This window comes from Pseudomonas sp. MYb541, assembly GCF_037479595.1.
GTDB classification, from domain to species: Bacteria; Pseudomonadota; Gammaproteobacteria; order Pseudomonadales; family Pseudomonadaceae; genus Aquipseudomonas; species Aquipseudomonas canadensis.
Window position 1 is genome coordinate 60,257 of the sequence record NZ_JBBGYS010000001.1, and the last position, 13,658, is coordinate 73,914.

13 protein-coding genes are annotated in these 13,658 nt (G+C 60.5%); 2 read left to right on the forward strand and 11 right to left on the reverse strand.

Annotated elements, in window-relative coordinates:
• Nucleotide 1 precedes the first annotated feature (1 nt).
• The 8 genes from pabC to WH299_RS00360 all read right to left on the reverse strand — a co-directional run bounded on the left by pabC (nt 2) and on the right by WH299_RS00360 (nt 6,192).
• A complete protein-coding gene (pabC, locus tag WH299_RS00325) occupies nt 2-817 on the reverse strand; it encodes an aminodeoxychorismate lyase (RefSeq protein ID WP_339549362.1) in 816 nt (271 codons plus the stop codon).
• Nucleotides 817-2,061, reverse strand: a complete 1,245-nt coding sequence (fabF, locus tag WH299_RS00330; protein ID WP_058427473.1) for a beta-ketoacyl-ACP synthase II — start codon at nt 2,059-2,061, stop codon at nt 817-819. The genes pabC and fabF overlap by 1 nt, the downstream gene beginning before the upstream one ends.
• 128 nt (nt 2,062-2,189) lie before the next feature.
• Nucleotides 2,190-2,426, reverse strand: a complete 237-nt coding sequence (gene acpP, locus WH299_RS00335; protein WP_003175607.1) for an acyl carrier protein — start codon at nt 2,424-2,426, stop codon at nt 2,190-2,192.
• A gap of 191 nt (nt 2,427-2,617) precedes the next feature.
• Nucleotides 2,618-3,361: a 3-oxoacyl-ACP reductase FabG gene (gene fabG / locus WH299_RS00340; RefSeq protein WP_005790544.1), complete on the reverse strand. Its 744-nt coding sequence runs from the start codon at nt 3,359-3,361 to the stop codon at nt 2,618-2,620.
• A gap of 24 nt (nt 3,362-3,385) precedes the next feature.
• A complete protein-coding gene (fabD, locus tag WH299_RS00345; protein ID WP_021491483.1) occupies nt 3,386-4,324 on the reverse strand; it encodes an ACP S-malonyltransferase in 939 nt (312 codons plus the stop codon).
• A 126-nt stretch (nt 4,325-4,450) separates the two neighbouring features.
• On the reverse strand, nt 4,451-5,461 hold the full coding sequence (plsX, locus tag WH299_RS00350) for a phosphate acyltransferase PlsX (RefSeq protein ID WP_122726446.1): 1,011 nt from the start codon (nt 5,459-5,461) through the stop codon (nt 4,451-4,453).
• A 4-nt stretch (nt 5,462-5,465) separates the two neighbouring features.
• Nucleotides 5,466-5,648, reverse strand: coding sequence for a 50S ribosomal protein L32 (gene rpmF, locus WH299_RS00355; protein WP_008152339.1), 183 nt, complete (start codon nt 5,646-5,648; stop codon nt 5,466-5,468).
• Nucleotides 5,649-5,661: 13 nt separating this feature from the next.
• Entirely contained in the window at nt 5,662-6,192 is a 531-nt protein-coding gene (locus WH299_RS00360) for a YceD family protein (RefSeq protein ID WP_010566563.1), read from the reverse strand.
• A 105-nt stretch (nt 6,193-6,297) separates the two neighbouring features.
• Here WH299_RS00360 and WH299_RS00365 point away from each other — a divergent pair, with 105 nt between their 5' ends.
• Entirely contained in the window at nt 6,298-6,876 is a 579-nt protein-coding gene (locus tag WH299_RS00365) for a Maf family protein (protein WP_122726444.1), read from the forward strand.
• A 130-nt stretch (nt 6,877-7,006) separates the two neighbouring features.
• Here WH299_RS00365 and WH299_RS00370 read toward each other — a convergent pair whose 3' ends face one another.
• Genes WH299_RS00370 through rluC form a run of 3 tightly spaced genes read right to left on the reverse strand, consistent with a single transcriptional unit; the run spans nt 7,007 to nt 9,620 of the window.
• Nucleotides 7,007-7,990: a S49 family peptidase gene (locus WH299_RS00370; RefSeq protein ID WP_339549363.1), complete on the reverse strand. Its 984-nt coding sequence runs from the start codon at nt 7,988-7,990 to the stop codon at nt 7,007-7,009.
• Between the two features lie 21 nt (nt 7,991-8,011).
• Entirely contained in the window at nt 8,012-8,674 is a 663-nt protein-coding gene (locus tag WH299_RS00375) for an HAD-IA family hydrolase (RefSeq protein ID WP_068937479.1), read from the reverse strand.
• Complete coding sequence (rluC, locus tag WH299_RS00380; protein ID WP_028617584.1) at nt 8,661-9,620, reverse strand: 23S rRNA pseudouridine(955/2504/2580) synthase RluC; 960 nt, start codon at nt 9,618-9,620, stop codon at nt 8,661-8,663. The genes WH299_RS00375 and rluC overlap by 14 nt, the downstream gene beginning before the upstream one ends.
• Before the next feature lie 768 nt (nt 9,621-10,388).
• Between rluC and rne the strand changes: the two genes are divergently transcribed.
• The gene (rne, locus tag WH299_RS00385) at nt 10,389-13,562 is read left to right on the forward strand and encodes a ribonuclease E (RefSeq protein ID WP_339549364.1); all 3,174 of its coding nucleotides are present in this window, start codon (nt 10,389-10,391) and stop codon (nt 13,560-13,562) included.
• Nucleotides 13,563-13,658 lie beyond the last annotated feature (96 nt).

The window sequence follows — 13,658 nt, forward strand, 5'->3', positions numbered from 1 at the left end:
CTCAAATTTCCAATAGCGCGCGAACAATGCCTTGCAGTTTACGGGTGAGCGGCCCAACCGGCCAGCTCATCCCAGCACAACCGCGCACCGGCCAAATGCCATAAACGCTGTTGCACACGAAGACTTCGTCGGCCTGCTGCAACTGCTCAAGATCGATGTGGGCCACGGCCACCGGGAGGCCCAGTCGATCTGCCTGGGCCAGAATCTCGGCACGCATCACGCCGGCAACGCCGCAACGGGTCAGATCAGCGGTTAGTAACAAGCCGTTGCGCACGAGGAACAGGTTGCTGAACACGCCCTCGATGACACGCCCGGACACATCCAGCATCAAGCCTTCAGCGTGCTCGGCGTCTTGCCACTCGGCACGGGCGATTACCTGTTCGAGGCGATTGAGGTGCTTGAGACCGGCCAGCAACGGCTGCTCGGCCAAGCGGGTCGCACACGCAAATAGACGGATGCCGTCGACTGCATGGGCGTGAGGATAGGTAGCGGGCGGACTGCCCTGCAAAATACGGCGCACCGGCGCGCCAGGGTTGATGCCATAACCGCGCAGGCTGTCGCCACGGGTGAGGATCAACTTGAGGACACCGTCGCCGAGGGCGGCGGAATAGGCCAGCACTTCGCTGCGGATCAACCCATGATCCGCAACCAAGGCGAGGCGCCTGCAACCCTCAGCGAGGCGTTGCAGGTGACGGTCGAGCAGCACCGGCTGCCCGGCTCTGACGGCGATGGTCTCGAACAGCCCATCGCCATACGCCAGGCCGCGATCTTTCAGGGGCACGCTGTCCGCTGGCTGACCGTCGACCCAGCTGTGCATCACTCAGCGAACCGGCGGAACACCAGGGAACCGTTGGTGCCACCAAAACCGAACGAGTTGGAGATCACCACGTCGATCGGCATCGGTTGCGCTTCGTGGGGCACGAAGTTCAGGTCGCAGCCTTCGTCCGGCTCATCCAGGTTGATGGTCGGCGGAGCGACCTGGTCCTTGATGGCCATGACGCTGAAGATCGCTTCGACCGCGCCCGCCGCACCCAACAAGTGGCCGGTCATGGATTTGGTGGAGCTGACCGCCAGCTTGTAGGCATGCTCGCCGAACACCGACTTGATGGCTTCGGCTTCCGCCAAGTCGCCAGTCGGAGTCGACGTGCCGTGGGCGTTGATGTACTGCACCTGGTCCGCATTGACCTTCGCGTCACGCAGGGCGTTGGTGATGCAACGCGCAGCACCGGCACCGTCGGACGGTGGCGAAGTCATGTGGTAAGCATCGCCGCTCATGCCGAAGCCGATCAGCTCGGCGTAGATGGTGGCGCCACGCGCCTTGGCGTGTTCCAACTCTTCCAGCACCAGGGCGCCGGCACCGTCTGACAGGACGAAACCGTCACGGCCTTTGTCCCATGGACGGCTGGCGCGGGTCGGCTCGTCGTTGCGTGTCGACAGCGCACGGGACGCGCCGAAGCCGCCCATGCCGAGACCGCAGGCCGCCATCTCGGCGCCACCAGCGATCATCACGTCGGCTTCGTCATAAGCGATGTTGCGTGCAGCCATGCCGATGCAGTGCGTGCCGGTGGTGCACGCCGTGGCGATAGCGTAGTTAGGCCCCTGTGCGCCCAAGTGGATCGACAGGAAACCGGAAATCATGTTGATGATCGAGCCCGGAACGAAGAACGGTGAAATTCGACGGGGGCCGGAATCGTGCAACGTGCGGCTGGTTTCTTCGATATTGGTCAAACCGCCAATACCCGAACCCATGGCCACGCCGATGCGATCACGGTTGGCGTCGGTGACTTCCAGGCCAGCGTTACGCACTGCCTGAAAACCGGCTGCCAAGCCGTATTGAATGAACAGGTCGAGTTTGCGGGATTCTTTGACCGAGAGATATTCCTCGACATTGAAACCCTTTACCGAGCCGCCAAAACGGGTGGAATAGGCAGAAAGGTCCGTGTGTTCGATCAGACCAATACCACTGCGGCCAGCCAGAATGCCCTGCCAACTGCTCGGCACATCCGTGCCCAGTGGCGACAACATACCCATACCGGTGACTACGACGCGTCTACGCGACACAGCACTCTCCTTTTTCTAATGACGACACTTTTGCTTCAGCGCTTGTTTTTCATCAGGGCTAAAGAAAAAACCGCACGCCGTTACAGCAGTGCGGTTTTTCCCTGACAGCAAGCGACGACTACAAACTATTACGCCTGGTGGCTAGTAACGTAGTCGATAGCAGCTTGAACAGTAGTGATTTTTTCAGCTTCTTCGTCCGGGATTTCGGTCTCGAATTCCTCTTCCAGAGCCATCACCAGCTCAACGGTGTCAAGGGAATCGGCACCCAGGTCTTCTACGAAGGAAGCAGTGTTGACCACTTCTTCTTCTTTAACGCCCAGTTGCTCGGCGACGATTTTCTTGACGCGCTCTTCGATGGTGCTCATACCTTGTTTAACTCCTAATGGACAAATTCAGGCAGCTGGCCAGTGGGTAAGTGTATAGAAAGCCATTTCAGCTTTTCAACTGAAAGCTTCACCCTGTACCCGGTCGGCCACCTGCCTATAAATTAAGTTGCAGCTTTATAACGGATTTTAGACAGCTCGTATGACATTTTTTTGAAGCGATCCGTCACAATTTAACTCATGTACATCCCGCCGTTCACCGGGATTGTAGCCCCAGTCACGTATGCCGCACCGTCGGATGCCAGGAAAGTGACCACATTCGCGATCTCTTGAGCCTGGCCCAGACGGCCCAGCGGAATCTGCGTCAGCAAAGCTTCACGCTGTGCTTCCGGCAGTTCGCGGGTCATATCGGTGTCGATGAACCCTGGGGCCACCGAGTTGACCGTAATCGACCGCGAGCCGACTTCACGTGCCAAGGCACGGCTGAAACCTTCCAGACCGGCTTTGGCGGAGGCGTAGTTTACTTGGCCTGCGTTGCCCATGGCACCCACTACGGAGCCAATATTGATAATTCGGCCCCAACGCGCCTTGGTCATACCGCGCAAAACGCCCTTGGACAGGCGAAACAGACTGTTCAAGTTGGTGTCGACCACGTCGTACCACTCGTCGTCTTTCATGCGCATCATCAGGTTATCGCGGGTGATACCGGCGTTGTTCACCAGAATCGCCGGCGCACCGAATTGTGCGGTGATCTCGGCCAATACGGCAGCCACGGACTCATCGCTGGTCACGTTCAGCTCAAGGCCAGTGCCTTGCACGCCATTTTCCTTCAGGGTCGCGGCGATACGCTCGGCGCCCGAAGCGGACGTGGCAGTGCCGATCACAACGGCGCCCTGACGGCCCAGTTCCAGGGCGATCGCCTGGCCAATGCCACGGCTTGCGCCGGTAACCAGTGCAACTTTACCTTGCAGACTCATGCAGGCTTCTCCTTAGTTCGGGGATTAGGCCAGTGCCGCGCGAGCGGCAGCGAAGGCATCCGGGGTATTGAGGTTGGCAGTCGACACGCCGTCGGCGCAGCGCTTGTTCAGGCCGGCCAGGACTTTGCCCGGACCGCACTCGACCAGCTCGGTGGCGCCGTTGGCCGCCAGGGTCTGGACCGATTCAACCCAGCGTACGGGCTTGTAGAGTTGCTCCAGCAGGTCGCGCTTGAGGGTGTCGAGGTCGGCAGCCACGGCTGCGCTGACGTTCTGCACCAACGGGATCTGCGGCGCCTGCCAGTTGATGGCGGCGATGGACTCGGCAAAGCGCTCGGCCGCCGGGCGCATCAGCTCGCAGTGCGACGGCACGCTCACCGGCAGCGGCAACGCACGCTTGGCGCCACGGGCCTTGCAGCCTTCGATGGCACGTTCAACAGCCGCCTTGGCACCGGCGATCACCACCTGGCCAGGTGAGTTGAAGTTCACGGCGCTGACCACTTCGCCCTGGGCTGCTTCAGCACAGGCTTCGATCACCACGGCGTCGTCCAGACCCAGGATAGCGGCCATGCCGCCCTGCCCGGCCGGAACGGCCTCTTGCATCAACTGGCCACGACGCTCGACCAGCTTGACCGCCTCACCAAGGGTCAGGCTGCCCGCAGCCACCAGCGCGCTGTATTCGCCCAGGCTGTGACCGGCAACGAATGCAGGACGCGCGCCGCCTTCCGCCAGCCACAAGCGCCACAGGGCGATCGAAGCGGTCAGGATGGCCGGCTGGGTTTTATCGGTTTGATTGAGTTGCTCTTCCGGCCCTTGCTGGGTCAATGCCCACAGGTCATAACCGAGGGCGTCGGAAGCTTCTTTAAAGGTGTCCAGGATCAGCGGGTATTGCGCGCCCAACTCGGCCAACATGCCGAGGGACTGCGAACCCTGCCCTGGAAAGACGAATGCGAGGGATGTAGACATGTAACAAGCCCCTAATGATCTGGTCGTCAAAAATGCGCACTCCTACGGTGGGAGCGCACGAAACTGACAGATTGGATGGACAATTGAACTGGCCGGTCACATTTAAGCACTCTCGGGCCGATTCGCCTAAGGCAACAGGTCCTCAAGACGGCCGTGCAAGCGTTGCGGCAGGTTTTCCTGGATCTCGATCAGGGCCCGTGCTATCGCGCTTTGAAAGCCTTCTACGCCAGCCGAGCCATGGCTTTTCACCACAATGCCCTGCAAGCCCAGGAAACTCGCGCCATTATGCCGCGCCGGGGCCAGGTCGGCCTGCAGGCGACGCATCAACGGCAGCGCCAGGGCGCCAACGAGACGGGACGCCAGGTTCCGCCTGAACAAAGCCTCGATACGCGTGGCAATCATGGTCGCCAGGCCCTCGCTGGACTTGAGCAGGATATTGCCGACGAACCCGTCGCACACCACTACATCCGCCTCACCGCGATACAAGCCGTCACCCTCTACAAAGCCGATGTAGTTCAAGCCACGCGCGCCTTGCAGCAAAGTGGCGGCCAGCTTGACCTGCTGGTTACCCTTGATGTCTTCGGTACCGATATTCAGCAACGCCACCCGCGGGCGGGCCACGCCCAGCGCCTCGGCGGCCACCGAGCCCATCACCGCAAACTGGAACAGGTGCTCGGCACTGCAATCGACGTTCGCGCCCAGGTCCAGCAGTTGGCAATAGCCTTTCTGCGTTGGAATTGCCGCCACCATCGCCGGCCGGTCAATGCCGGGCAAGGTCTTGAGTACAAACCGCGACAACGCCATCAACGCCCCGGTATTGCCGGCGCTGACACAGGCTTGCACCTTGCCATCACGCAGCAGCTCCAGCGCCACGCGCATCGAAGAGTCGGGCTTGCCACGCAGGGCAGAGGCCGGCTTTTCATCCATGGTGATGATTTCGCTGGCCGGAGTAATCGTCAGGCGCGCACGATCCACCGCCGGATGGCTGGCAATCAGTTCTTCAAGTAGGGAGGGTTGACCGACAAGGGTCAGGTGCAGCGAGGGTGTTGCAGTCAGGCTGGCAATGCAGGCCTGAACAATGCTGCGGGGACCGAAGTCCCCGCCCATTGCGTCTATCGCGATGACTAGAGCAGACAAGTGATTACTCGTCAGCGCCCTTGTCGATCACTTTACGACCACGGTATACGCCTTCTGGCGATACGTGGTGACGCAGGTGAATTTCACCGGTGGTTTTTTCTACAGACAGAGTGCTCGCCGTCAGGGCATCGTGCGAACGACGCATGTCACGGGCAGAGCGGGATTTTTTGTTCTGCTGAACAGCCATAATTGATTAACTCCTAAACGTTTGGGTCACGCTTTAACTGCGCCAATACACTGAACGGGTTGGACCGCGTTACCTCGTCCTCGCTCGGTTCGGGCTCGTCATCGAGACCCGCCGGCTGCTGGCATTCTTCCGGATGATGAGCAGGCACAATGGGCAAGGCGAGCAGAAGCTCCTCCTCGATCAGTGCATGCAGATCCAAAGGATCTTCGCCCAGTTCCAGCACGTCATAACCTTTCGGCAACGACTGGGTATTCGCACCCTCCTTCACCACAGCATAACTGCACTCGCTGTGGATCGGCAGGGTGACCAGCTCAAGACAACGCTGGCAAACCATTTTGACCTCGGTGTCGATAAAGCTGTGGATTACCACAGACTTACGTTCATCTCGTTCAAAAACGAATTTGGCCTGCACCGTACCGACAGTGTCGGAAAGCGGGTCGCAGAGTCTCTCCAAATCGGCCAGCAGCAACTCACCTTGAAGGGAAGTGCCACGATCAGCCAATTTGCGCGGGTCAACGTGAGGTGGAATCGGGTCATTCAACATAGGCGCAGCATTATAGGGATGCACCCAGCCATGTCAAAGGAAATTCAGCCCTGTGCGTCAGCCGGTCGCCCCGCTAGAATCCCCGGCAGCCCTGAGGAGACGCCCATGCTGCCTTTATTACTCGCATCCAGCTCGGTTTATCGCCGGGAATTGCTGAGCCGCCTGCACCTGCCGTTCATCTGCAGTTCGCCGGATATCGACGAAAGCCACCGTGAAAATGAGTCCGCCGTGGAACTGGTCAAGCGCCTGGCCGAACAGAAAGCCCGCGCCCTCGCCGCCAGCCATCCAGGGCATTTGATTATAGGCTCCGACCAGGTCGCGGCGCTCGACGGCCGGATCATCGGCAAACCGCACACCTTCGAAAACGCTCGCGAACAACTGTTGGCCGCCAGTGGCAAGCGTGTGAGTTTCCTGACTGGCCTGGCGCTGCTCAATGCCGAGACAGGCCGCTGCCAGGTCGACTGCGTACCTTTTACGGTGCACATGCGTGAGTTGGACGCTGAACGCATCGAGCGTTACCTGCGCATAGAGCAGCCCTATGACTGCGCAGGCAGTTTCAAGGCTGAAGGGCTGGGCGTGAGCCTGTTTCAAAGCACCGAAGGACCGGATGCGACGAGCCTGGTAGGCCTGCCACTGATCCGACTGGTAGATATGCTGCTGGCCGAAGGCGTACAGACCCCCTGAGCACACCAAGACCAAATGTGGGAGGGGGCTTGCCCCCGATAGCAGAGGATCAGCCAACTAACCCGTAGCTGACCCACCGCAATCGGGGGCAAGCCCCCTCCCACATTTTGATCTACATGTAACCTGCGGCTCAGCGCAAGGTCGGGCCTTGGAAGCCCATATAGAAGGCCAGCTTCTCCGCCACGCTGGCACCGAGCCGCTTGGAGAAACGATCAAACGGCGATTCTTCCACCGTGAAATCCACCAGCTCCTTCTCGCCAATCACATCCCGCGCCACCGAACTGGCACTGCCCAGGCCGTCGATCAGACCCAGCGGCAACGCCTGCTCGCCCGACCACACCAGCCCAGAGAACAGTTCCGGATGATCCTTGTCCTTCAGGCGATCGCCGCGCCCCTGCTTCACGCTGGCGATGAACTGGCGATGGGTGGTGTCGAGCACGCCCTGCCAGAACTGAGTCTCGTCAGCCTTCTGCGGCTGGAACGGATCAAGGAACGACTTGTGCTCGCCCGACGTGTAGGTGCGACGCTCCACCCCCAGTTTCTCCATGGTGCCGACAAACCCGTAACCGGCCGCCGTCACACCAATGGACCCCACCAGGCTAGCCTTGTCGGCGTAAATCTGATCAGCAGCACTGGCGATGTAATAAGCACCCGAAGCCCCCAGGTCGGAAATCACCGCATACAGCTTGATATCAGGGTGCAGGCCACGCAGACGGCGAATCTCGTCATACACATAGCCGGACTGCACCGGACTGCCACCCGGGCTGTTGATGCGCAGGATCACGCCCTTGACCTTGGGGTCTTCAAACGCAGCACGCAGGCTGCTGACGATGCTGTCGGCGCTGGCGGACTCCTTGTCGGCAATCACCCCGCGCACTTCGATCAACGCGGTGTAATTGGCGCCACGGGTTGCGCTTTTTTCCATGTCCATCAGCGGGCTGAACAAGGCGAGCATGGCGATAAGCCAGACGAACGTCAGCAACTTGAAGAAAATCCCCCAACGCCGTGCACGACGCTGCTCCTGAACGCTGGCCAAAAGGGTTTTCTCCAGCAGCTTCCAGCTTTTGTCATCACTGCTTTCAGCCTTTTCGGGCGCTTTCCACTCGTCATTCATGCCATCAACCCCAGCAAAGACTTATCGGACCCGGCCGAGCCAGGCCTGCAATTCGGAAAAATGATCGATCGTCAGACGCGGCTCGTATTGCTGCAAGGCCTCGGCAGCCTGGGCGCCATAACTGACCGCCACGCTGTCCATGCCCGCATTGCGCGCCATCATCAAGTCGAAGGAAGCATCACCCACCATCAAGGCCTGGCGTGGCGACACGCCGCAATGGGCCAGGATCTGCTCCAGCATCAGAGGGTGAGGCTTGCTGGCAGTTTCATCGGCGGCACGGGTGATATCGAAATAATCTTCCCAACCGTGAGCCTTGAGCACACGGTCCAGCCCGCGACGCGCCTTGCCGGTGGCGACCGCCAGGTGATAACCCTCGGCGCGGAACGCCTCCAGAGACTGCACCACACCGTCGAACAACGGCGAAGGTGTGGCCTCCAGGGCGATGTAGTGATCGGCATAGTGATCACGGAAGGTGACCAGTTCGGCGTCACTGATCTCGGGGTACAAGGTACGAATCGCCTCAGGCAGGCCCAGGCCGATAATGCCCTTGACCGCATGATCGGTGCACAGCGCGTAGCCCGAGCGGGTCGACGCCGCATGCATCGACTCGACAATCCGGCCAATGGAGTTGGCCAGAGTGCCGTCCCAATCGAAAATCAGCAGTTTGTAATCAAGGTGCGACACTCAAGCGCTCCACGGTCTTGGCCCACATTTCATCGACCGGCGCCTGCAGCTTCAACTCGCCACCATCGGGCAGCGGCACGGTGAGCATGTAAGCGTGCAGGAACAGGCGCTTGCCGCCCAGATCGCGGATCTCCTTGGAGAAATCCTCGTCGCCGTACTTGGTATCGCCAGCGATGCAATGACCAGCGTGCAAGGTGTGCACGCGGATCTGGTGGGTACGCCCGGTCACCGGCTTGGCCTCGACCAGGGTGGCGAAGTCACCGAAGCGGCGCAGCACCTTGAACAGGGTCAGGGCCTCTTTGCCCTCCTCGTCCACTTCCACCATGCGCTCGCCGGAACGCAGGTTGCTCTTCTGCAACGGCGCACGGACGCTCTTGATGGAACTGGCCCAGTTGCCGCGCACCAGCGCCATGTAGCGCTTGTCCACACCATCGCCACGCAGGGCGGTGTGCAGGTGGCGCAACATGCTGCGTTTCTTGGCGATCATCAGCAGGCCAGAGGTGTCGCGGTCCAGGCGATGGACCAGCTCCAGCTCCTTGGCGTCCGGGCGCAACTGACGAAAGGCTTCGATCACGCCGAAATTCAGCCCACTGCCGCCGTGAACCGCAATGCCGCAAGGCTTGTTGATCACGATCAGCTTGTTGTCTTCGAAGACAATCGAGGCTTCCAGGCGCTGCAACAACCCCTGCGCCAAGGGCACAGGCTCGTCACGCTCCGGCACGCGAACCGGCGGCACACGGACGATATCGCCCGCCTGCAACTTGTACTCGGGCTTGATCCGGCCCTTGTTCACCCGCACTTCACCTTTACGCAAGATGCGGTAAATCAAGGTCTTGGGCACGCCTTTGAGCCTGGCCAGGAGAAAATTGTCGATGCGTTGGCCGGCATATTCCGGCGAGACCTCAAGCAGCTGGACGCTGGGGGTCTGGGGGGCGGTAGTCGTCATGGCGGCGATGATAACAATTTTTTATGGAATTGAAGCACTTAATCATTGCTGCTATAGTCGCGAACGCCGCCAAAAGCGGCCTGGACAGAGGACTTGCGGCAAACTGCCGGCCCTGACCATCGCAATTCATCAGGACGCGAGGCCGTCCTACGGGGCTTTCGCCACCCTGGAAGGCTCAAGATTGTAACAAGCGCAGGTGACATGAGGCCTGAAGCGAGTGCAGAAAGCAGAGTGAATACTCGCATTCTGCGCCGATATTTACGGCCAGTTCACAAAGTGCAGTCAGTCTTGGACCAGACCACGGCGAATACTTCGGAAACAACGCCTGTTAAGAGCTGAGTGAGAGCGCAACCGCCCACACCTAGTCTTGTTTAGCCATGAGCGTGGACTCCCCATTGGAGAACACGGTAAATGCCAACCCGCTGCGGATTCTGCGCGCGGCAGCACCCGAATTATCAGGGATACGTGTAGGGTGGAGATGCACAACCGTCGGACTGTGTAGCACTAGGCTTATATTTAGACGCTTCATCTCGTCCACAGTCGCCGGTTGATTCCTCCTCCTGACCTTAGCTTTTGTTGAAGTGGTGCCTTTGTCACCACCGCTAACAAGCAGGACGCGTCCGTCGCGATACCGGCCCAATTGGCTGGTTTTTGCTGGACACTGGAGTGGCCAACCACTCTTGACGCACCTGACACCGACCGTGAGAAGTCGTGTGTGCCGAACGCCGTTTCCGGCAGCCCGGAAACCGACGGTACAACATGAAAAGAATGCTGATTAACGCAACTCAACCCGAAGAGTTGCGTGTTGCACTGGTAGATGGCCAACGCCTCTACGACCTGGACATCGAATCCGGTGCACGCGAGCAAAAGAAGGCCAACATCTATAAAGGCCGTATTACTCGCATCGAACCAAGCCTTGAGGCTGCCTTTGTCGATTTCGGCTCCGAGCGCCACGGCTTCCTGCCACTCAAAGAAATCTCCCGCGAATACTTCAAGAAAGCCCCTGAAGGCCGCGTGAACATTAAGGACGTCCTGAGCGAAGGCCAGGAAGTCATCGTCCAGGTAGAAAAAGAAGAACGTGGCAACAAGGGCGCAGCCCTGACCACCTTCATCAGCCTGGCCGGCCGTTACCTGGTCCTGATGCCAAACAACCCACGTGCCGGCGGCATTTCCCGTCGCATCGAAGGCGAAGAGCGCAACGAACTGCGTGAAGCGCTGAACGGCCTGATCGCACCGGCCGACATGGGCCTGATCGTTCGCACTGCAGGCCTGGGCCGCAGCAGCGAAGAAATGCAGTGGGACCTCGACTACCTGCTGCAACTGTGGACCGCTATCAAAGAAGCGTCCCTGGATCGTTCCGCGCCGTTCCTGATCTATCAGGAAAGCAACGTGATCATCCGCGCCATCCGCGATTACCTGCGCCAGGACATCGGCGAAGTGCTGATCGACAGCGTTGAAGCCCAGGACGAAGCCCTGACCTTCATCCGCCAGGTGATGCCGCAGTACGCCAGCAAGATCAAGCTGTACGAAGACAGCGTTCCGCTGTTCAACCGCTTCCAGATCGAAAGCCAGATCGAGACCGCCTTCCAGCGCGTGGTCGAACTGCCTTCCGGTGGCTCCATCGTGATCGACCCGACCGAAGCCCTGGTGTCCATCGACATCAACTCGGCGCGTGCGACCAAAGGCAGCGACATCGAAGAAACCGCCCTGCAGACCAACCTGGAAGCGGCTGAAGAAATCGCCCGCCAGTTGCGCCTGCGTGACATCGGCGGCCTGATCGTGATCGACTTCATCGACATGACCCCGGCCAAGAACCAGCGCGCCGTGGAAGAAAAAGTCCGCGAATGCCTGGAAGCTGACCGTGCCCGTGTACAGGTCGGCCGCATTTCGCGCTTCGGCCTGCTGGAAATGTCCCGTCAGCGCCTGCGTCCATCCCTGGGCGAGAGCAGCGGCATCGTCTGCCCGCGTTGCAACGGCACCGGCATCATCCGTGACGTTGAATCGCTGTCGCTGGCGATCCTGCGCCTGATCGAAGAAGAAGCCCTGAAAGACCGCACCGCAGAAGTCCGCGCGCAAGTGCCGATCCCGGTTGCAGCGTTCCTGCTCAACGAAAAGCGCAACTCGATCACCAAGATCGAACTGCGCACCCGTGCCCGTATCGTCATCCTGCCGAACGATCACCTCGAAACCCCGCACTTCGAAGTGCAGCGCCTGCGTGACGACAGCCCGGAAGCCCACAGCGGCCAGTCCAGCTACGAAATCGCCGCTGCCGCTGCCGAAGTGGAAGAAGTCCAGCCTGCCGCCGCGACCCGCACCCTGGTTCGCCAGGAAGCCGCAGTCAAGACCGCGCCGGCCCGCGCCAACGCACCGGTTCCGACCGAAGTCGCCGCGCCAGTTGCCGCACCGGCCGCCCTGCCTGAGCCAAGCCTGTTCAAAGGCCTGGTGAAGTCGCTGGTCAGCCTGTTCGCCACCAAGGAAGAGCCAGCTGCTCCGGTTGTGGTTGAGAAACCTGCCGCCGAGCGCCCTGCGCGCAACGAAGAACGTCGCAACGGTCGCCAGCAGAGCCGTAACCGCAATGGTCGTCGTGACGAAGAGCGCAAGCCGCGCGAAGAACGTGCACCGCGTGAAGAACGCGCTCCACGCGAAGAACGTGCACCGCGTGAAGAACGCGCTCCACGCGAAGAGCGTGCCCCTCGCGAAGCCCGTGAAGAAACCCCGACCGTAGAACGCGCACCACGCGAAGAGCGCGCACCGCGCACTCCACGTGCCCCGCGTGAAGACCGCAAGCCACGTGGCGAGCGTGAAGAACGTGTGCGCGAACTGCGTGAGCCGCTGGACGCAGCACCTGCTGTAGCCGGTGCCGCCGCTGCTGCTACCGAAGAGCGTCCAGCTCGCCAGCCGCGTGAAGAGCGTGCGCCACGTGAAGAACGCCAACCTCGCGCCCCGCGTGAAGAGCGTCAACCACGTGCCGAACAAGCCGCTGCCGCCAGCGAAGAAGAAGTGCTGACCGGCGAAGAGCAACTGCAGGAAGACGGTCAGGAAGGCGCCGAAGGCGATCGTCCACGCCGCCGCTCCCGTGGCCAGCGTCGTCGCAGCAACCGTCGTGAGCGTCAACGTGATGCCAACGGCAACGTGATCGAAGGCTCGGAAGAGACCGGCGAAAACGCAGAAGCCGCTACCAGCGAACCGACTGGCGCCGAACTGGCTGCCGGCCTGGCCGTTACCGCTGCGGTTGCCAGCTCGGTCATCAGCGCACCGGCTGAAGCCCAGGCTCACGAACAGGCTGAACGTGCCACTGCTGCTGTTGAAGAAACCGTAGCGGTTGAAGCACCTGCTGCCGAGACCCCAGTGGTTGAAGCGCCGGTTGTTGAAGCGCCTGCAGTTGAAGCGCCAGTCGTAGAGGCTCCAGTTGTCGAAGCCACTACCCCAATCGAAGCGCCGGTTGTTCCGGAAGTGGAAGTTGCCCAGGCACCTGAAACCCAACCAGAAGTCGAAGTGACGGTTGTTGAGCCGGCACCTGTGGTTGAGCCTGAGGCCGTGGTTGAAGCACCGGTTGTCGAAGCCGTTCCAGAAGTGCGTGAAGTTCGCGAAGAACAGACCGCCTTCCAATGGACCGCCGAACCAGCCGCTCCGGTTGAAGCGCCAGAATCTGCCCCAGCGGTAGAAGAAGCGCCAGCACCGGTTGCCGAAGTCGTGGTTGCCGAGCCAGCCCCAGTGGTTGAGCCTGCTCCGGTCGCAGAACCTGCACCCGCAGTTGAAGCGCCGGTAGCTGCCGAAGTGGCAGCGCCAGTGGTTGAAGCCGCACCGGTCAGCGCCCTGACCGAAAATGGCCGTGCACCGAACGATCCACGTGAAGTGCGTCGTCGTCGCAAGGAAGCTGAAGCCGCAGCAGCTGCTGCCGCAGCACAGGAAGCAGAACACGAGAGCAAACCTCTCGCCTGATTCCAGCAACCACTAAAAAGCCCCGCCTGAGTGATCAGGCGGGGCTTTTTTATTGATTACTGGTTTCTGGCTTGGAACCCATTCAACTGTAGGAGC